The following is a 19,862-nucleotide window of genomic DNA, read 5'->3' on the forward strand; positions in this document are numbered from 1 at the left end:
GACCTCCGGCCGACACCGGACCTTTCGAGATTCCCGAGACGACGATGCCTAGCCTCAACGAGATCCGCAGCACCTTCCTCGACTACTTCGGCAAGGCCGACCACGCCGTCACGCCGTCGGCGCCGCTGGTGCCGCAGAACGATCCGACCCTGCTGTTCGTCAATGCGGGCATGGTGCCGTTCAAGAACGTCTTCACCGGCGCCGAGACGCCCGCGCACCCGCGCGCGACCAGCTCGCAAAAGTGCGTCCGCGCCGGCGGCAAGCACAACGACCTCGACAACGTCGGCTACACCGCCCGCCACCACACCTTCTTCGAGATGCTGGGCAACTTCTCGTTCGGCGACTACTTCAAGGAACAGGCGATCCACCACGCCTGGACCCTGCTGACCGGCGAGTTCAAGCTGCCCAAGGAAAAGCTGCTGGTCACGGTGTACCACACCGACGACGAGGCGGCCGATCTGTGGAAGAAGATCGCCGGCCTGTCGGACGACAAGATCATCCGCATTCCGACCAGCGACAACTTCTGGTCCATGGGCGACACCGGCCCCTGCGGCCCGTGCTCGGAAATCTTCTACGACCACGGCGAAGGCATCTTCGGCGGCCCTCCGGGCAGCCCCGATGAAGACGGCGACCGTTTCATCGAGATCTGGAACCTGGTGTTCATGCAGTTCGAGCAGATCGCTGGCGGCGAGCGCCTGGCGCTGCCCAAGCCCTCGATCGACACCGGCATGGGCCTCGAGCGCATCGCCGCCGTGCTTCAGGGCGTGCACGACAACTACGACATCGACCTGTTCAAGGCCCTGATCGCCGCCTCGGTCGAGCTGACCGGCGTCAAGGCCGAGGGCGACCAGGCTCCGTCGCACCGCGTCATCGCCGACCACCTGCGCTCGTCGTCGTTCCTGCTGGCCGACGGCGTGACCCCGTCGAACGAAGGCCGCGGCTATGTGCTGCGCCGGATCATGCGCCGGGCCATGCGCCACGCCTACCTGCTGGGCGCCAACGAGCCCCTGATGCACCGTCTGGCCCCGACCCTGGTGGCCGAGATGGGCCAGGCCTATCCGGAACTGCGCCGCGCCGAGGCCTCGATCGTCGAGACCCTGCGCCAGGAAGAAGAGCGCTTCCGCACCACGCTGGGCCGCGGCATGGGCCTGCTCGACGAAGCCACCGCCAACCTGTCGACCGGCGACGTGCTGGACGGCGAGACCGCCTTCAAGCTCTACGACACCTACGGCTTCCCGCTCGACCTGACCCAGGACGCCGTGCGCGCCAAGGGCCTGACCGTCGACACCGACGGCTTCGACGCAGCCATGCAGAAGCAGCGTGAGATGGCGCGCGCCAACTGGGCCGGTTCGGGCCAGCAGGGCGCGGCGGCCGCCTGGTTCTCGATCAAGGAAAAGGCCGGCGCCACCGACTTCGTCGGCTATGAGACCACCGAAACGACCGGCGTCGTGAAGGCCATCGTCGCCGACGGCGCCGAGGTCGAGGCCGCTTCGGCCGGCCAGACCGTGGACGTGCTGCTGGATCGCACCAGCTTCTACGCCGAAAGCGGCGGCCAGGCCGGCGACACCGGCGTGATCGAAGCCAATGGCGCCGAGAGCCGCGTGCTCGACACCCAGAAGCAGGCCGGCGAACTGCACGTGCACCGCGTCGAGCTGGCCGGTCCGCTGAAGGTCGGCGACAAGGTCGTGGCCTCGGTCGACGCCGATCGCCGCCACACCACCCGTTCCAACCACTCCGCCGCGCACCTGGTGCACGCGGCCCTGCACCATGTGCTGGGTCCGCACGTCGCCCAGAAGGGCCAGATGGTCGATGGCGAGCGCATGCGCTTCGACTTCAGCCACGGCGGCCCGCTGTCGGCCGACGAGATCGAGCGCATCGAAGCCGAGGTCAACGCCGTGATCCGCCAGAACGTGGCGGCCCGCACCGAGGAAATGGCCCCGGAGGCGGCCATCGAGGCCGGCGCCGTGGCGCTGTTCGGCGAGAAGTACGGCGACAGCGTGCGCGTGCTGACCCTGGGCGACAGCCTGACCGAAGCCGGCAAGGCCTACTCGGTCGAACTGTGCGGCGGCACCCACGTGGCCCGCACCGGCGACATCGCCCTGTTCAAGATCGTCTCGGAACAGGGCGTGGCCGCCGGCGTGCGCCGCATCGAGGCCCTGACCGGCGAGGCGGCCCGCCGCTTCCTGCTCGACCAGGCCGGCGTCGCCAAGGCCCTGGCCGACCAGTTCAAGACCCCGGTCGCCGAGGTCCTGGCCCGCGTCGACGCCCTGGTGGCCGAGCGCAAGAAGCTGGAGAAGGAACTGGCCGAGGCCAAGAAGCAGCTGGCCCTGGGCGGCGGCGGCGCGGCCTCGGGTCCGGAAGACGTCAATGGCACCGCCCTGATCGCCCGCGTCCTCGACGGCGTCGGCGGCAAGGAACTGCGCGGCGTGGCCGAGGAGTTCAAGAAGCAGCTGGCCTCGGGCGTCGTGGCCCTGGTCGGCACGACCGACGGCAAGGCCGCCGTCACCGTGGCCGTGACCGCCGACCTCGTCGGCAAGTTCAGCGCCGCGGACCTGGCCAAGGCCGCCGTGATCGCCATGGGCGGCCAGGGCGCGGGCGGCAAGCCCGACTTCGCCCAGGGCGGCGCGCCTGACGCCAGCAAGGCCGACGAGGGCCTGGCGGCGATCAAGGCCGTGCTGGCCGGCTGATACTGACGATGGACGATCTTCCCTCTCTCTTGGAGAGAGGGAAGGGCCCGCCGCCGTAGGTGGCGGGCGGGTGAGAGGTTACAGCCATTGCCGGAAGACCCTCGGTCTTCTGGCGCGCGCGCCTTCGCCGGATCACCAGTCATTCGACGGCGTTCCCCCAAATCCGTCATTCCCCGCGGAAGCGGGGACCCAAGCAGAGCCTGCGGGTCCCTCACGGCCGCGCCTCATCCTGAAACGCAGCTTGGATCCCCGCCTTCGCGGGGACGCTCGGAGAAAAGCGGCCGGCGCCACGGAGTGTCGACGCATAGTTCTGAAAGGGTGAAACCTCTCACCCTCCCGCCGCTTTGCGGCGGACCCCTCCCTCTCTCAAAGAGAGAGGGATTTGTTACGGCTCCAGCTGGACCTGGCCCTTGCCCAGTTCCAGCCAGTCGGTGAAGGGCCGGTGGTAGTAGAGGTCGAAGACTTCGGCCTGCAGCTTGAAGGGCAGGCTGCTCTCGCTGTTCCACAGCATCACGACGCCGGTCTTCCTGGCCGGATCGAACATCATGGTGGCCCGATAGCCGTCGACGGCGCCGCTGTGGCCCGCCAGGCGGTGGCCCTGATAGCCGAAGCTGCGCATGGCCAGGCCGTAGCCGGGCTTTTCCAGCGTGCGGCCCAGCGGCGAGTTGCCGTAGGGCTTGCCGGTGTTTACGCGCGGCCGCTGGATCTCTTCCAGCACGCCGGCCGGCAGCACGGCCGGCGCCAGGCCCATCTGGGCCTGCATCCAGCGGGCCAGGTCGACGATGTTGGAGTTCACGCCGGCGGCGGCGGGGGTCAGGTAATAGGCCTCGGCCAGGGTGAGGCGACGGCCGTAGCGCGACGGACGCGCCCAGTGCCTGGCGTCGCTGAGTTCGCCCATGCCGATCGTGGCGCTGCTCATGCCCAGCGGCAGGAACAGGCGCTGGCGCACTTCTTCGGCATAGGGCCGGTGGGTGGCGGTCTCGACGACCTCGCGGATCGTGTCGAAGGCCAGGTTCTGGTAGGTGTGACAGGTGGCCGGCGGGCACTGGGGCGGCACGTCGCCCAGCGCCTGGCGGATCATCTTGGGCGCGCGGCCGCCCTCCAGCCAGCCGTCATAGGCGTTGCGCGGCAGGCCCGTACGCTGCGACAGCAACTGCTCGATCGTCAGGGTTTCCTGGGCGCCCGCCGGCAGGCGCAGGCTGGTGTGGAACTTGCCCAGCGGGTCGTTCAGCGAGAAGGCCCCGTCCTGGGCCAGGCGCGCGCTCAGCGAACCGGCCACGGTCTTGGACAGCGACGCCCAGCGGAACACGGTGTCGGGACCGACCTGCTCGCCCTCGTCAGGGGCCGTCATGCCGTAGCCCTTCACGAACGACAGCCGGCCCTCCTCGACCACGGCCACGGCCAGGCCGGTCATCGAGCGGTCGCGCATCATCGCCTGGATGCGGGCGTCGAGGGCGCGGTAGTCGATCTCGCCGCGCCAGTCCTGCGGCTTCAGCGGCAGGACGACGGGCGTGGCGGCCGCTGTGATCGTCTTCTCGTCGGCGGCGTGCGGCTGGCGCGTGCAGCGCGACAGGCCAAAGGTCGCCGCGCCCAGGGCGACGACGCTGACAGCCGCGACCACTGCAATGCGCCGGCCGGTCCAGCGGCGGCGACGGAAGGTGAACTGCGAGGTCTTGAGGAACTTGGTCAGGCTGGCCGTCCGTACGCAGGAAAACAGCGGCCCGCCGCCGGCAGCCCCCCAGCGTCGAATCCGCATCACATGAACACGATGAAAGTGTCCTAGCGCGTCGTGGCGTCGCTGCAACCCCTCGGAAGGCGAACGGCGTGCGCCGAGGCGCCGGTCCGAGGGCCCGCTATTGGCGCGTTTCCGCAAAATCCGACGCCCACAGGCCCGCCTTTCGCTCGCGGGCCGCTTCCTCGGAATCGGAGTACTGGCCTTCGAAGTTGCTCGCCCAGCCCTGTTCCACCTGGGCGAGGTTCAGGGAGGTAAGGTCGGACTCGCAATGGCCGCCGCCGTCTTCCGCGCAGGGCGTGTCGGAGACGAAGCAGAGCCCTTGCCAGTGATCGTCGGGCGAGGGAGGCCCCTCGGGCCGGCAGGCGACCCGGCGACCGCCGATCAGTTTTTCCAGGTTGGCCCTGGAGGCTTCGCCGCATGCCCAGGCCTGTCCGTCCTTGCGGCAGGTCAGGTCCAGTTTCGGCGCCACTATGGTCCAAAGGTCGGCCTCGACGCCTTCGACCCGCAGGGTGTCGCCGTAGATGATCTGGGCCGGACCGAAGAGGTTGGCGGTGGTCTTGGTTGGGGGCGCGGCGGGGTGCTCGCGGGCCTCGGCCGCCTTGATCGGATGCACCTTCGGCCGGGCGGCGTCGTAGGCCAGGGCCGCCGCGCCGACAGCGCCGCCGACCAGCAGCAGCGCCAGCAGGATCTTCGAGGCCCCCATCAGCGCACCTTGCGGAAATAGGGAGCGGGCGAGCGGACGACGCCCTCGTCGGGGACGAAGCCGGTCCAGCGGGTCAGCACCCGGCCTTGAAGTTTCGACAGGGTGAACAGCGGCGCGCCGGGCTTGTAGACCTCGACGCCGAAGCGATTGCCGGCGGAGGGCGGCGGATAGGCGAGGAATCGCACCTCCAGGCCCTCGGGCGTGGCGTGGGTGCTGCAGCGGAAGGTCTCCTGGGTCTGGAAGCCCTCGCCGTGGAACCGGCAGCCGGCGCCCTTCAGTTCGAGGCGCCAGGTGACCAGGATGGGCGAGCCGCCGGCCGTGCGTCCGCCGTCGTGGGTGTAGCTGTAGACGCCGTTCCAGTCGCCGGCGGGCGCGCTCGCGGAGAGCATCAAGGCCAGAACCCCGGCCGACATGGAATGGAACATCGAACGCCCCCGCAACAGATGCCTGTTCAACGCCGAACGGCCCGGCGGGATCCCGGCGTTCTCAAGTCACCAGCACCAGCTCTCCGCCCGGCGTGAAGACGTACTCGTAGTAGAACCACAGGTCGGTCGGGCTGCTCGCCTCGATCTTGAAGGCGGTGATCAGGCGCTGGCCGTCGGTCTTCAGGTAGATGGCGCCGTAGACGTCGACATTGGTCTTCGACAGCTTGGCGAGGTCGGCCTTGATGGTCTCGGCCAGGGCGGGGGAGGGGGCGGCCGCCAGCTCGGCGACGGCCTTTCCCACCTTTTCGATCAGCGCCTGGTCGGTCTTCTCGCGGGTCGAGCGCTGCAGCTCAGTCGACAGCAGCACGGGCGAGGCCCCGCGGCCGGCCCGGCCGAGGCGTCCCAGAAGGTCAGGTCGCGGGTGAACGTGGCCCTCCTCGTCGCCGGACGAGATGATGAAGCAGGCCGGATTGACCGCCTCGAGGAAGGCGTCGGTGACCTTTTCCGAGCCGTGGTGACAGACCTTCATGATGTCGGACCGGAAGCGCTGGGCGACCTTGCCGACCATCATCCGGTACTCGGTTCCGCCGGCGGCCGGGAAGGCCGAAAGCCCGGCGTAGCGGGTCAGCAGGTAGCGTTCGGCCGGTTCGTTGAGGTCGCCGCCGAAGAACACGCTGAACCGGCCGTAGGTCAGGCGCAGCAGGATCGAATGGCCGTTCTTGGTCTCGCCGTACGAGCCGCCGATGCGGCGCAGGCGGGCCTTGCCGTTCGCGTCGCGCTCCACCGCCGGGCCCAGCACCTCGATGGCGTAGCCGCGATCGTCGGAGGGGGCGTAGCCGGGCATGTAGCTGCGGCCGTCCTCGATCTGGCCGTGCTCGGTCGACAGCATGCCGATCTCGCCGACCTTGGGATTGTCGAGCGCGGCCTGCATGACGCCGGGAAAACCGTACCGGGCGTTGGCCTTGCGGTCGGGCAGCTGGGCGCGGACGTCGGCCTCGGTCTGGGCCAGCTCGGTCTGGTAGGTGATCTTGCTGGCCGGGTCCTTCACGAAGGCGCCCAGCTTGGCCCAGGTGCCCGAGACCGCCCGCTCGACCAGGCCGTTCTGCCAGATGCGCTTGAAGCCGATCTTGGGATTGGCGAAGATCGCCTCGAAGCCCAGATAGTGGTCGCTGTCGGGGTGGGTGATCACCGCGGAGTCGAACGAGAAGCCGCGATAGGCCTTGAAGCGGCCGTTCAGGAACCGCTCCATGTTGTCGCCTTCGCCGGCGTCGACAACGATCACGCCTTCCTTGTCGCCGGTCTCGGGGGTGATCAGCACCGCCCCGTCGCCCTGGCCCACGTCGAGGAACACGATCTCCAGCGGACGGGTCGCGATCGTGTCGGCCTTGGGGATGTAGAGGATCTGGGGATTGGCGTTGGGCGACCACTTGATGCGCAGCCAGCCGTCGGGTTCCTCGCCGTCGAGGCTCAGCCAGTCGCCCCACAGCACCTGCCGCACCTTGGTCTTACGGTCGGCGGCGTAGAGGAAGATCTTCCGCCCGTCGTGGCCGAGCCCGGCATAGACGTGAGCCATCGCGCCCCTCCCTGAATTTCAACCCATGGGAGCATTCTAGCGCGATTGCGCCTGAAGTTCATCGCGAACCTTGGATGGTCCCCGATGGCCCGCTTGGCCAAATCGCGGGGCGACTGAACAAGACCATTCTTGTCTGCGTCGACACATTCCGCGGACTTCTTCCACTCCGCATCCAAGGACAAAGTCGATGCCGATCAAGGCCACCCCGACCCCCGGCCCGCAGCTGCTGACGCCGACCGACCACACCCTGATCATGATCGACTTCCAGTCGCAGATGGCCTTTGCGACCCACTCGATCGACGCGATCACCCTGCGCAACAACGCCGGCCTGGTGGCCAGCGCCGCCGCCGGCTTCGGCGTCTCGACCATCCTGACCACGGTGGCCGAAAAGAGCTTCTCGGGCCCGATGTTCGCCGAAGTCACCGCGCCGTTCCCGGGCAAGACCCTGCTGGACCGCACCTCGATGAACACCTGGGAAGACGCCCCGGTGATCGAGGAGATCAACAAGATCGGCAAGGACCGCATCGTGCTGGCCGGCCTTTGGACCAGCGTCTGCATCGTCGGCCCGGCGCTGTCGGCCCTGGCCCAGGGCTATGAGGTCTATGTGGTCACCGACGCCTGCGGCGACGTCTCGGCCGAGGCCCACGAGCGCGCCGTCGAGCGCATGATCCAGGCCGGCGCCCGTCCGATCACCGCCCTGCAGTACCTGCTGGAAATGCAGCGCGACTGGGCTCGCACCGAGACCTACGACATGACCACCGGCATCGCCAAGACGCACGGCGGCGCCTATGGCCTGGGCATCATCTACGCCAAGTCGATGTTCAACGCCCACGAAGGCTAACCAGCCCGCCCGCGCCGGTTCGTTGCCGGACCGGCGCGGCGCGCCCCAGCAAGGCGTTCCCATGATGAAGATCTACATCCTGTCGCTCGCCGCCGGCCTCGCGGTCGGCGTGTTCTACGGCCTGCTCCAGGTGCGCTCGCCCGCGCCGCCGGTGGTGGCCCTGGTCGGCCTGTTCGGCATTCTGGTCGGCGAGCAGATCCCGCCGCTGGTCAAGGGCTGGATGGCCCGCAAGCCGGCCGCCGTCTCGTGGCTGAAGCATCAGGTGGCGCCGCACATGTTCGGCCCCCTGCCGTGCGGCCAGAAGCCGACCGAGCTGGCCGACAACGAGCCCCCGGCCGCCCCCAAGGCCTGACGACCCGAGTTTCCCCCAAGTTTCCCCCGGAGTTCCGCCCATGACCTCGCCCGACCTGATCCTGCGCAACGGCCGCTTCACCACCCTGGACCGCAGCAATCCGAACGCCGAGGCCGTGGCTGTGACCGACGGACGCTTCGCCGCCGTCGGAACCGAGACCGAGGTCATGGCCCTGGCCGGCCCCAACACCAAGGTCGTCGACCTGAAGGGCCGCCGGGTGCTGCCGGGCCTGATCGACAACCACCTGCACATCATCCGCGGCGGGCTGAACTTCAACATGGAGCTGCGCTGGGACGGCGTGCGCTCGCTGGCCGACGCCATGAACATGCTCAAGCGCCAGGTGGCCATCACGCCGCCGCCGCAGTGGGTGCGCGTCGTGGGCGGCTTCACCGAGCACCAGTTCGTCGAAAAGCGCCTGCCGACCATCGAGGAGCTGAACGCCGTCGCGCCCGACACCCCGGTGTTCATCCTGCACCTCTATGACCGCGCGCTGCTGAACGCGGCGGCGCTGCGAGTCATCGGCTACGACCGCGACACCCCCGAACCGCCCGGCGGCCAGATCATCCGCGACAGCCAGGGCAACCCGACCGGCCTGCTGCTGGCCAAGCCCAACGCCCAGATCCTCTACGCCACCCTGGCCAAGGGCCCCAAGCTGCCCTTCGACTACCAGGTCAACTCGACCCGCCACTTCATGCGCGAGCTGAACCGCCTGGGCGTGACCGGGGCGATCGACGCCGGCGGCGGCTTCCAGAACTATCCGGACGACTACGAGGTCATCCAGAAGCTGGCCGACGAGAACCAGCTGACCATTCGTCTGGCCTACAACCTCTTCACCCAGAAGCCCAAGGGCGAGAAGGACGACTTCCTGAACTGGACGAAGACGTCGAAGTACAAGCAGGGCGACGACTATTTCCGCCACAACGGCGCCGGCGAGATGCTGGTGTTCTCGGCCGCCGACTTCGAGGACTTCCGCCAGCCGCGCCCCGACATGCCGCCGCAGATGGAAGGCGAACTGGAAGAGGTTGTGACCATCCTGGCCCAGAACCGCTGGCCCTGGCGGATGCACGCCACCTATGACGAGACCATCGACCGGGCGCTGGACGTCTTCGAGAAGGTCAACAAGGACGTGCCCCTCGAAGGCCTGAACTGGTTCTTCGACCACGCCGAGACGATCTCGGAGAAGTCGATCGACCGCATCGCGGCCCTCGGCGGGGGCGTCGCCGTGCAGCACCGCATGGCTTACCAGGGCGAATACTTCCTCGAGCGCTACGGCCCGGCCGCCGCCGAGGCGACGCCGCCGATCGCCAAGATGCTGGAGAAGGGCCTGAAGGTCTCGGCCGGCACGGATGCGACGCGCGTGGCTTCGTACAATCCCTGGGTTTCGCTGGCCTGGATGATCACCGGCAAGACCGTCGGCGGCACGCGCCTCTATTCGCAGCGCAACTGCCTGGACAGGGAGAGCGCGCTTCGCATGTGGACCGAGAACGTCACCTGGTTCTCCAACGAGGAAGGCAAGAAGGGCCGGATCGTGGAAGGCCAGCTGGCCGACCTGATCGTGCCCGACCGCGACTTCTTCGGCGTGCCCGAGGACGAGATCGCCGACATGACCTCGGACCTGACCATGGTCGGCGGCAAGATCGTTTATGGCGCCGGCGACTTCGCCAAGCTGGACGAGAACGAGGTGCCGCCGGCCATGCCCGATTGGTCGCCGGTGCGCGTGTTCGGCGGCTACGCCGCCTGGGCCGAACCGGAGACGGACAAGACCCTGCGTCGCCAGGCGGCGGCTTCGTGCGGCTGCGCCAGCAGCTGCGGCGTCCACGGCCATGACCACGCCACGGCCTGGACCAAGAGCCTGCCGATCGCCGATCTGAAGTCGTTCTGGGGCGCGCTCGGCTGCGCGTGCTGGGCGGTCTGATGAACACGCCCGTCCAACGCCTGCGCGGGGCCTTCCTCGTGCCGGCGGTGCGCTGGATCGCCCTGGCGGGCCTTTGCGCCGCCTACATCCAGGGCGGACTGACCAAGGCCTTCGACTTCCCCGGCGCCCTGGCCGAGATGACCCATTTCGGCCTGTCGCCGGCCGGTTTCTTCGCGGTGCTGGTCATCGTGCTGGAGATCGTCGCCTCGCTGATGATCCTTTCCGGCCGGCTGCGCTGGCTAGGGGCTCTGGCGCTGGCGGCCTTTACCCTAGGGGCCACCTTCATGGCCAACCGCTTCTGGGAGATGGGCCCGCCCGACCGCTTCGGCGCGACCAACAGCTTCTTCGAGCACCTGGGCCTGATCGGCGGCTTCCTGCTGGTGGCCTGGCACGACCTGCAACCAAAGGAACATGCTTCGGAGAAGGGGGCATGAGGACGCTGGCGGCCGCGGCGCTCGTTCTCGTCGCGGTTCCGGCTTTCGCGGCCGAGCGTCCGGCGATCAAGGTCAACCGCTGGCAGGAGGATCGGCCCGACACCTCGCTGACCCTCGGCCTCACCCTGCGCGAGCGGATCGAGACGGGCGACGCGGCCAGCTTCGGCGGCGAGCCTTCCGACACCAGCCTGTCGCAGCGCTTTCAGGTCCACGCCGACGCCCGCAAGGGCGGCTGGCAGGGATTCGTGCAGATCGAGGACGTGCGGGCCTTCGGCCGCCGCGACATCGGCCCGGCCGACCAGAACCGCCTGGACCTGCGTCTGGCCTTCGTCGGCTACGAGGCCGAGGTCTGGGGCGGCAAGGCCAATGTGCGGGTCGGCCGCCAGGACTTTCCGATCGACCAGCAGAGGTTCCTGTCGGCCCGCGACGGCCCCGGCGTGCGCCAGTCGTTCGACGCGGTGTGGGCCGACTGGTCGCGCGGGCCCTGGAAGCTGGCCGGCTTCGTCAGCCAGCCGGTGCAGTATCACGACGACGAGGCCTTCGATGACACCTCCAGCGGCAATGTGCGGCTCGATCTGATCCGGGTCGAGCGCAAGGCGCCCGGCGGCGCGGTCTCGGCCTATGCCGCCCGGTTCGCCCGCTCGACCGCCCGCTATGTCGACGCGGTCGGCGAGGAGGACCGCCAGGCCTACGACCTGCGCTATCTCGGCGGCGCCGGGGCGCTGGACTGGGACCTGGAAGCCATGGTCCAGCGCGGCGACGTGGGAACCAGCGACGCCCGCGCCTGGGCCGCCGGCGGGCGGATCGGCTGGACGCTGAAAAGCCTGTCCTGGAAGCCGCGCCTGGGCTTCCAGGTCGACACGGCCAGCGGCGATGCGCGTCCGGGCGACGGGCGGGTGGGGACCTTCGACCCGCTCTACCCCAACGCCGCCTATTTCACCCGCGCGGCCTACACCGGCTACGCCAACCTCGTGCACGTCAAGCCGTCGGTGACCGTGACGCCCGCCAAGGGCCTGGCGGTCACCGCCGCCCTGGCGGGCCAATGGCGGCGCGAGACGACCGACGCGATCTACGCCCAGCCCTTCGTCCCCCTGTCCGGCACGGCCGGACGCGGCGGACGCTGGACCGGGGCCTACGCCCACCTGCGGGCCGACTACGCTTTCAACCCGAGCCTGACCGGGACCATCGAGGCCGTCCACTACGAAGCCGGAAGCGCCCTGCGCGCCTCGGGCCGGGACGACAGCGACTATCTCGGCGTCGAGCTCAAGTACGGATGGTGACCATGAGATTTCCGAGCCTTTCCCAGCTGATGAGCTTCAACGGCGGTTATCTCGACACGGTCGGCTTCCTGGCGTTGCAGGGCGTGTTCGTCGCCCACGTGACCGGCAACTTCGTCACCTTCGGCGCGGCCATGATCCATGGCGCGGACGGGGCGATCGCCAAGCTGCTGGTGCTGCCGGTGTTCTGCGCGGCGGTGGTGATCAGCCGGCTGGTCACATTCAAGCTGGCGGCGGCCAATCTGCCGACCTTGCGGATCATGCTGGCGGTCAAGACCGTGCTGCTGATCGCCGGCTCGGTGGCGGCCGTCGTGCTGGCGCCGTTCGCCAAGGGCGACAGCTGGCAGCTGATCCTGGTGGCGGTGCTGTTCGTCTGCGCCATGGCCATCCAGAACGCCGCCCACCGCGTGCATATCCCGACCGCGCCGCCCACCACGCTGATGACCGGCTCGACCACCCAGATCATGCTCGACGTTGCAGAGCTGATCCGCGGCGGCGGCCCGGACCGGGGCGCCTCGGTGGCGCGGATCAGGAAGCTGTCGGCGGCCGTGGGCCTGTTCGCGGCCGGCTGCGGCCTGGGAGCGCTGGCCTTCGCGTTCGGCGGGACGTGGGCGTTCTCGGTCTCGGCCGTGCTGGCCTTCCTGTCGCTGTTCTCGGCAGAGGCCCGCAGCCAGCGCGGGTAGCGCTCCCATTCGGGCCGCGAGCTTCACCCGCCTGGGTAGGTCAACTTCACCCGGGCGGGAATGGCGGCCGAGCGCCCTTTGGTCGAGTTTCGCTGCGCGCCGTCCTCGTGTCGGCGAGCCCGAGACCAGCCGAGAGAGCGACGATGCAAGCGCAGACAGTATCGACCCGCGTTCCCGAACCTGCTCCAGATCCCGCCCGAGACCAGATCCGCCTGCTTCTGATGCAGGCCCGTCACGCCCTGGCCACCGACCCGGCCGACGCCGAACGCTGCATCGCCGTCGCCGTGCGCCTCTTGCCTCAGATTGAGATCGGATCCGAGCCGAAGGCCTTCGCCGCCCCGGTCATGCAGCGCGGGGGGCTTGCGCCCTGGCAGGTGCTGCGGATCAAGGCCATGGTCGAGGCGCGCCTGACCGAGCGGATCTCAAGCGCCGAGATGGCGGCGGCGGCCCGGCTCAGCCCCAGCCACTTCTCGCGCGCTTTCCGCATCAGTTTCGGGGACGCGCCCAAGGCCTATGTCAACCGCCGCCGCATCGCCCGCTCCAAGACCATGATGCTGGACGGAAGCGATTCCCTGGCCGCCATCGCCCTGGCCTGCGGCCTGTCGGACCAGGCTCACTTCTGCCGGATGTTCCGCCGTTTCGAGGGCATGTCGCCCAGCGTCTGGCGGCGCTTGAGCGGGGGAGCCGGCCAGATCGAGCGGCCCGCGGTCGCGGTCGGCTGAACGGAGAGGCGTGTGACCACCTGCGTGATGCTGATCCATGGCGCCTGGCTGACGCCGCGCGCCTGGGACCGGTTCAAGGCCCGCTACGAGGCCCAGGGGGCGCGGGTGATCGCACCGGCCTGGCCTTTGCTGGATGGGCCGGTGGAGGACCTGCGCCGCTTGTCGCCCCGCGCCCTGGGCAGGCTGACCCTCGACGATGTCGTCGACGCCTACGCCGCCCATGCCGTGGCCCTGGTCGAGCCGCCGATCCTGATCGGCCACGGCCTTGGCGGGCTGATCGTGCAGCGCCTGCTCGACCGCGGCTGCGGCGCCTGCGGGGTGGCCATCGCCTCGACGCCGCCGCTGGATCTGCTGGCCCGGCCGCGCGCGGCCTGGGTGCTGCGCCGGCTGCTGACCCGCTGGAGCGGTGCGGCGCCGCTGTCGGCCGAGGATTTCTCCTCCCTGTTCGCCCAGGCCCTGCCGGAGAACGAGCGTCACGAGGCCTATGCCGCGCACGTGGTTCCCGCGCCCGCCCGGGTGCTGCGGCAGGCGTTGCTGGGCGGAGGCGGCCGGACCGCCGGGGCGGGGCGACGGCGACCGCCGCTGCTGCTGATCGCCGGCGACGATGACCGCATGGCGCCGCCGGCCGTGGTCGCCGCCGCCGCCCGCCACCAGCGCCGCGCCGCCACCCGCACCGATCTGCAATGCTTTTCCGGCCGCTCGCACTGGCTGTGCAACGAGGCGGGCTGGGAGGATGTGGCCGATTTCGCGCTCGACTGGGCCCTGGCCAATGCGCGGGCGACGGCGCCCGCCGTTCGCGCGGCCCTTACCGGTCAATCCCCGAAAGGGTAGTCGTGCGCCGCTTTCGTGTATGGTCGCGGTCCGCCAAACCCGCCAACTGTACGAGTCCCATGCGTAAGGACCGGTTTCCGGACGTCGAATGAACGAGCACCCCGCCACCGTCGAGGCCGGCGACGACCGTATCCGCGTACTGATCGCCGACGACCACCCCATGCTGCGCGAGGGCGTGATCGCCGTGCTCGAGACCCAGTCCGACATGGTGGTGGTCGGCGAGGCGGCCACGGGCGACGAGGCCATCGCCGGCTGGGAACGGCTGCGCCCCGACATCACCCTGATGGACCTGCAGATGCCCGGCAACGGCGTGGTGGCCATCGAGACCATCCGCCGCTCGCACCCCGAGGCCCGGATCATCGTGCTGACCACCTTCACCGGCGACGCCCAGGCCCTGCACGCCCTGCGGGCCGGGGCGGCGGGCTATCTGCTCAAGAGCAGCCTGCGCCGCGACCTGCTGGACGCCATCCGCGGCGTCCACGCCGGCCGTCGCCACTTGCAGGCCGAGGTGGCCGAGCGCATCGCCATCCACGCCATCGACGAGCCGCTGAACGCCCGCGAGATCACCGTCCTGCAACTGATCGCCAACGGCAATTCCAACAAGCACATCGCCCGTGAGCTGAACCTGTCGGAAGACACCATCAAGTCCAACATCAAGAGCATCTTCGCCAAGCTCTACGTCAACGACCGGACCCACGCCGTGACCGTGGCCGCCAAGCGCGGCATCATCGACCTTTGAGCCGGGCGGGGGGGCTTCTTGGCGGACTGGCGGGCGCGGCGCTCGTCCTGGCCCTGGCTGCGACGGCCGGGGCCGCGCCGACGCTCGAGCCCCTGGCCGAGTACAAGCGCGTCAGCTGGTCGATCGAGGGCGGCGCGCCCAGCCGGGTCAACACCATCGGCCAGTCCAAGGACGGCTATCTGTGGATCGGCAGCGTCGATGGCCTGTTCCGCTTCGACGGCGTGGCCTTCGAACCGATCCAGCGCGACGGTCCCAAGCCCGGGCGGCTGAACGTCTCGCAGGTGCTGGGCGCGCGCTCGGGGGCGCTGTGGGTGGGCCTGGGCCGTAGCGGCGGCGTGGCGGTCTATCGCGACGGCCGGCTGATCGACGCCCGCATGCCCAACCCCTCGCGCGAGGTCACCAGCCTGGCCGAGGATCGCGAGGGCGGGATCTGGGTCGCCCGAGGCGGCCGCAAGCGCGCCACCCTGGCCCGCTGGCATGACGGCCGCTGGACGGAGTTCGGCCCCGAGGCCGGCCTGCCCGAGCAGGAAGTCTGGCAGGTCTTCTTCGACCGCGACGGCGTGCAGTGGCTGGTGCTGAGCGACACGGTGCTGCGCCGCGCGCCAGGCGAGACCCGCTTCTCGCCGACCGGAGCCAGGGTCGCCCGCCGCGCCAGCCTGGCGCAGGACGGTCTGGGCCGCCTTTGGCTGTCGGATTCAACCAGCACGCGCCTGCTGCGCGGCGAGGCGCCGGCGGCCTCTTCGCTGACCCAGGCCTATCCTCGTCGTGACGAGGTGGGCGCCTCGCGCATACTGTTCGACCGCAAGGGCGACCTGTGGGGGGCCACCTGGACCGACGGCGTGGTCCACATTCCCGCGCCGGGCGTGGCCGCCCGCCGGGCCGACGCCGGCGCCCTTCGCATCCAGTCATACAAGGCCGTTCACGGCCTGACCTCCGACCAGACCCACGCTGTGTTCGAGGACCGCGAGGGCAATGTCTGGTTCGGCACGGAGCTCGGCCTGGACATGCTGCGGCCCGCGGCGGTGACGGTCGAGCAGGCCATCGCGCCCAACTCGGCGCGCGGCTACCGGATGACCTCCACGCCCGACGGCAAGGTCTGGGTCGCCGACGCCCACACCCTCTACGTCATCGCGCCGGGCCAGGCGCCGAGGCCCGTGCTGAAGACCGAGTGGTCGGCCGGCTCGCTGTGCGCGGGCGCGGACAACGCCGTCTGGGTCACGCTGCGCGACACGATGCTGCGGGTGCGCTCCGGCAAGGTCGAGACCTTCGCCAAGCCGGCGGAGGCCAGCGCCTACGGCTGCGCGGAAGACGAGGACGGTCGGCTGTGGATGGCCGCGCTGGACAAGGGCCTCTACTGGCGCGAGGGCGGCGCGTGGAGCCGCTGGTCAGGCGCCCTGGGCGGAGGGCTCATCGCCTCCAACGCCGCGCTACAGCCTGACGGCCGTGCGGCGATCCTGTTCCGCAACGCCCCGCCGCTTCAGGGCCGTTCGCCGTTCGAGCCGATCCACAAGGCCCGCTTCGCCGTCGGTGAGATCGAAGGCCTGCTGCCGGGGCGTGAGGCGCTCTATCTCAGCGGCGGACAGGGTTTCGCCCGGCTGCGTGGTGGGGCGACGGCCAGCCTCGACGCCGAGCGCTATCCCTGGCTGGCCTCGGTCAACGGCCTGGTCCAGACCGCGGCCGGCGACACCTGGACGATCGGCGACGCCGGCGTGGTGCGCATGCGCTCGGCCGATCTCGACCGGGCGCTCGACAAGCCGGGCGCGCCGCTGCCGCGCCGGGTGTTCGACTTCCGCGACGGCCTCAACAGCTTCGTCCAGAAGTCACCCGGCCAGCAGATCACCGCCGGCGGCGACGGCCGCATCTGGATCCTGACCCGCCGAAACGTCGTGGTCGTCGATCCGGCTCGCCTGACCGTCAACACCCTGCCGCCGCCGGTGGCGATCCGGGCGGTGATGGTGGGCGACAGGCATTTCCGGGATCCGTCCACCCTGCGCTTGCCGGCCGGCACGCGCGGCCTGCGCATCCACTACACGGCGCTGAGCTTCTCGGCGCCCGACCGCGTGCGCTTCCAGTACCGACTGGAGGGCTTCGACAAGGACTGGATCGACGCCGGGGACCGGCGCGAGGTGATCTACGACAACCTGCATCCGGGCACGTTCCACTTCCGGGTGAAGGCCGCCAACAATGACGGCGTCTGGAACGACCAGGGCTCGACACTGACGATCGAGATTCCGCCGACCCTGGTCGAGACTTGGTGGTTCCGGGCCGCCTGCGTGCTGGCCGTGGCCCTGGCGCTGTGGGGCGTCTACGCCCTGCGGCTGCGGCGCGTCGCGGCCCAGATCAAGGACCGGCTGGAGCAGCGCGCCGCCGAGCGCGAGCGCATAGCGCGCGAGCTGCACGACACCCTGCTCCAGAGCGTGCAGGGCCTGATCATGCGGTTCCAGTCGGTGGCCTATCAGATCCCCGACGACCTGCCGGCGAGGGACGTGATCAACCAGGCCCTCGACCGCGCCGACCAGATGCTGGTGGAAGGCCGTGACCGGGTGCGCGACCTGCGCGGGGCCGAGGTGCGGCGTCTGGACATCGTGCTGCGCGAGCTGATGGCCGAGCAGCCTTTCGAGACCGGGGTGAAGGTCGAGCTGGTGTCGGAGGGGACCTCGCGCCCCGTGCAGCCGCTGGTGCAGGAGGAGATCGTCCGCATCGCCGGCGAGGCGCTGTTCAACGCCGCTCGCCACGCCAAGGCCAGCCAGGTGCTGGTCAAGGTCTCGTACGGGGTGCGCCAGCTGCAGGTCACGATCCGCGACGACGGGGTGGGCATCGGCGCCAACCGCATGGCCTGGGCCAGCCGCGAGGGCCACTACGGCCTGATCGGCATGCACGAGCGGGCAGGCAAGATGGGCGCCCAGCTGGCCATCGAGAGCGCCTCGGGCAAGGGCACGACCATTGCGCTCAGCGTCGCCGGCGTCATCGCCTATCCGACCCAGCCCTGGTTCGCGCGACTGGGGGCGAACAGGGGCCGCAGCGTGGACAAGGGGCGTCAGGCTTCCTAGGGTTGCGCGAACGAGTGGCGAAGCTTTGAAGTTGCCTGAATGATCAAGGTCCTCCCCGCCGTGGTTCACCGCGTTCGGCCCTGGCTGCTGGCGCTCGCGCCCGCGATCGGTCTGGCCGGCTGCGTCGACGGACCCACCAACCGCTGGGTCGATCCGGTGACGTTCTCGGCGCTCGCGGCGAAGGGTGTGGCGACCTCGCGTTCGGCGCCGCCAGCGCCGGCTGAGTGGGAGGCCCTCTGCCGCGAGGGACTCAAGGATCGCTGGGATGGGGAACGTCCGGCGCCTGCCGGGCTGGCCGTCGATGATGGGCCCACGGCCGTGGCGCGGGCCTTGAGCCGAACGGGCGCGAGCTACGCGGTGGTCCATGTCAACGAGGCCGGGGGTGGCTGGTTTGCGCCTGTCATCACGGCCCCGGGCGTATATCGCATCGGCCTTCGCGCCTCGAACGACTGCGATCGGCGGCTCGATCTGGTTATCCGTCGATGGTCCCGCCACACCGAGGTCTGGGCGAAAGCGGCGTCCTGCCTGGCCGTCGAGCGGATAGGCGACCATGTCGATCTCGACGCCCCCGGCGGCTCCTTCTCGGCGCCCTATCGCGTGAAGGGCCTCTACGAGGAGCGTAAATTGGACGGTGGGTTCACGATCACGCAGATGGGCGAGGCGATGGTCGAGCAGGCTACCGGTCGCCAGGTCTTTCGACGCATGCGACAGGCGAGCCTGGTCTGGGCCGCGCCTGATCGCGACCACATCTACTGGGGGCAGACGCGCTTTTGCGGCCAGGACGCCGGCGGCGGTCGTATCAGCTGGATCCTGGACGAGCGCCTGTTCGCCGGCGGCTGAAGGCGCTCAGCTCTTCAGCCAAACCGCCACGGCCGACAGGGTCACGCAGGCGATGGCGGTGGTCAGGGCGACGGTGCGCGCGCCGCCGCGGGCGAAGACGCCGTAGGCGCGGGTCTGGATGAAGACGTTGACCGCCGTCGGGGTGGCGGCCAGCAGGGTGGCGGCCAGGTGGAAGGCCGGCGGGGCGGGGGTCAGGCCGACGGCGAACCAGACCAGGATCGGCAGCACCAGCAGCTTGGCGATCGCGGCGGCGGCCACCGGGCTCCAGCGCGGCGGGGCCGCATCGGCCTCGGCGGGCAGGCCCAGCACCACGCCCAGCGCCACCAGCGCCACAGGGCTGCCGGAGGCGGCCGCCGCGCCGACCGCGCGGTCGAGCACGCCGGGCAGTTGCAGGTCGAGCAGGGCCAGGGCCGTGCCGAACAGGGCGGCGGCGACGATCGGATTGCGGAACGCCTGCATGGTCGAGCGCCAGACCGAGCGGCCGCCGGCCCAGCCCAGCAAGGCCACGCCGAGCGCGGTGGCCAGCACGAAGTCGATGGCGACCATGCCGGCGCCCACGCGGGCCACTTCGGGTCCGAACACCGCCGCCGCCACGGGCAGGCCCAGGAAGGCGCTGTTGCCGACGCCGGCGGCCATGGCCGCGCCCGCGCGCTCGCCGCGGTTCCAGCGCAGGACGAGGCCCAGCCCGACCATCAGGGCCATGATCGCCGCCAGGCAGCCGGCATAGGCCGCCAGGCCCAGGGTCAGGTCATGGCCGGGCCGGCCCATACGCGACAGGGAATGCACCAGAAGGGCGGGAAAGCCGATCCAGTAGACGTAGGCCGACAAGCCTTGGGCCATGCGGCCGTCCAGCAGCTGCAGCCGCGCCAGGGTCACGCCCGCGCCGACCAGCAGGAAGAAGGGCAGGGCCCGGGCCAGGACTTCCAGGATCAGCTCGGTCACGCCGGGCGGGCCTTGGACGGACGTCGGACGATCATACGCGGGAGCCTCGGCGGAAAACGCGGGTCGCTGGATAGCACCAGCCCCGCGCCGGGGTCAAAAGCCGTGCTTTGAGG

Annotated in this window: 17 protein-coding genes; 12 read left to right on the top strand and 5 right to left on the bottom strand. The window is 70.1% G+C overall.

Going from position 1 to position 19,862, the window contains the following annotated elements; translation table 11 throughout:
• The first annotated feature begins 44 nt into the window (after positions 1 to 44).
• Positions 45 to 2,687, top strand: a complete 2,643-nt coding sequence (alaS, locus tag P7A99_RS18485) for an alanine--tRNA ligase (RefSeq protein ID WP_277795229.1) — start codon at positions 45 to 47, stop codon at positions 2,685 to 2,687.
• Positions 2,688 to 3,072: 385 nt separating this feature from the next.
• Here the strand turns inward: alaS and P7A99_RS18490 are convergent, their stop codons facing one another.
• The 4 genes from P7A99_RS18490 to P7A99_RS18505 form a co-directional block, all read right to left on the bottom strand.
• On the bottom strand, positions 3,073 to 4,443 hold the full coding sequence (locus P7A99_RS18490; RefSeq protein WP_277795230.1) for a serine hydrolase domain-containing protein: 1,371 nt from the start codon (positions 4,441 to 4,443) through the stop codon (positions 3,073 to 3,075).
• A 97-nt stretch (positions 4,444 to 4,540) separates the two neighbouring features.
• Entirely contained in the window at positions 4,541 to 5,125 is a 585-nt protein-coding gene (locus tag P7A99_RS18495; protein ID WP_277795231.1) for a thermonuclease family protein, read from the bottom strand.
• Positions 5,125 to 5,550, bottom strand: coding sequence for a DUF5991 domain-containing protein (locus P7A99_RS18500; protein WP_277795232.1), 426 nt, complete (start codon positions 5,548 to 5,550; stop codon positions 5,125 to 5,127). The genes P7A99_RS18495 and P7A99_RS18500 overlap by 1 nt, the downstream gene beginning before the upstream one ends.
• A gap of 61 nt (positions 5,551 to 5,611) precedes the next feature.
• The gene (locus tag P7A99_RS18505; RefSeq protein WP_277795233.1) at positions 5,612 to 7,123 is read right to left on the bottom strand and encodes a ComEC/Rec2 family competence protein; all 1,512 of its coding nucleotides are present in this window, start codon (positions 7,121 to 7,123) and stop codon (positions 5,612 to 5,614) included.
• A 187-nt stretch (positions 7,124 to 7,310) separates the two neighbouring features.
• On the opposite strand from P7A99_RS18505, the gene P7A99_RS18510 reads away from it, so the two are divergent.
• The 11 genes from P7A99_RS18510 (at position 7,311) to P7A99_RS18560 (ending at position 18,807) form a co-directional block, all read left to right on the top strand.
• The gene (locus P7A99_RS18510) at positions 7,311 to 7,964 is read left to right on the top strand and encodes a hydrolase (protein WP_277795234.1); all 654 of its coding nucleotides are present in this window, start codon (positions 7,311 to 7,313) and stop codon (positions 7,962 to 7,964) included.
• Positions 7,965 to 8,025: 61 nt separating this feature from the next.
• Positions 8,026 to 8,316, top strand: a complete 291-nt coding sequence (locus P7A99_RS18515; RefSeq protein ID WP_277795235.1) for a XapX domain-containing protein — start codon at positions 8,026 to 8,028, stop codon at positions 8,314 to 8,316.
• A gap of 40 nt (positions 8,317 to 8,356) precedes the next feature.
• On the top strand, positions 8,357 to 10,231 hold the full coding sequence (locus P7A99_RS18520) for an amidohydrolase (protein WP_277795236.1): 1,875 nt from the start codon (positions 8,357 to 8,359) through the stop codon (positions 10,229 to 10,231).
• On the top strand, positions 10,231 to 10,665 hold the full coding sequence (locus P7A99_RS18525; RefSeq protein WP_277795237.1) for a DoxX family protein: 435 nt from the start codon (positions 10,231 to 10,233) through the stop codon (positions 10,663 to 10,665). The genes P7A99_RS18520 and P7A99_RS18525 overlap by 1 nt, the downstream gene beginning before the upstream one ends.
• Positions 10,662 to 11,945, top strand: coding sequence for an alginate export family protein (locus P7A99_RS18530; RefSeq protein ID WP_277795238.1), 1,284 nt, complete (start codon positions 10,662 to 10,664; stop codon positions 11,943 to 11,945). The genes P7A99_RS18525 and P7A99_RS18530 overlap by 4 nt, the downstream gene beginning before the upstream one ends.
• Positions 11,946 to 11,947: 2 nt before the next feature.
• Positions 11,948 to 12,625, top strand: coding sequence for a YoaK family protein (locus tag P7A99_RS18535; RefSeq protein ID WP_277795239.1), 678 nt, complete (start codon positions 11,948 to 11,950; stop codon positions 12,623 to 12,625).
• A gap of 143 nt (positions 12,626 to 12,768) precedes the next feature.
• A complete protein-coding gene (locus P7A99_RS18540) occupies positions 12,769 to 13,347 on the top strand; it encodes a helix-turn-helix domain-containing protein (RefSeq protein WP_277795240.1) in 579 nt (192 codons plus the stop codon).
• A 12-nt stretch (positions 13,348 to 13,359) separates the two neighbouring features.
• Positions 13,360 to 14,178 carry an alpha/beta fold hydrolase gene (locus P7A99_RS18545; RefSeq protein WP_277795241.1) on the top strand — a complete coding sequence of 273 codons (819 nt, stop codon included), beginning with the start codon at positions 13,360 to 13,362 and terminating at the stop codon, positions 14,176 to 14,178.
• A gap of 88 nt (positions 14,179 to 14,266) precedes the next feature.
• A complete protein-coding gene (locus tag P7A99_RS18550; RefSeq protein ID WP_277795242.1) occupies positions 14,267 to 14,917 on the top strand; it encodes a response regulator transcription factor in 651 nt (216 codons plus the stop codon).
• Complete coding sequence (locus P7A99_RS18555) at positions 14,914 to 17,967, top strand: sensor histidine kinase (RefSeq protein WP_277795243.1); 3,054 nt, start codon at positions 14,914 to 14,916, stop codon at positions 17,965 to 17,967. Before P7A99_RS18550 ends, P7A99_RS18555 begins: the two co-directional genes overlap by 4 nt.
• 39 nt (positions 17,968 to 18,006) lie before the next feature.
• Complete coding sequence (locus P7A99_RS18560) at positions 18,007 to 18,807, top strand: hypothetical protein (protein ID WP_277795244.1); 801 nt, start codon at positions 18,007 to 18,009, stop codon at positions 18,805 to 18,807.
• 6 nt (positions 18,808 to 18,813) lie between these two features.
• On the opposite strand, the gene P7A99_RS18565 is transcribed toward P7A99_RS18560, so the two are convergent.
• Positions 18,814 to 19,749 (bottom strand): AEC family transporter, encoded by a 936-nt coding sequence (locus tag P7A99_RS18565; RefSeq protein WP_277795245.1) that lies wholly within the window; start codon positions 19,747 to 19,749, stop codon positions 18,814 to 18,816.
• Positions 19,750 to 19,862: the final 113 nt, after the last annotated feature.

The sequence above is a fragment of the Caulobacter endophyticus genome, assembly GCF_029543245.1.
GTDB lineage: Bacteria > Pseudomonadota > Alphaproteobacteria > Caulobacterales > Caulobacteraceae > Caulobacter > Caulobacter endophyticus_A.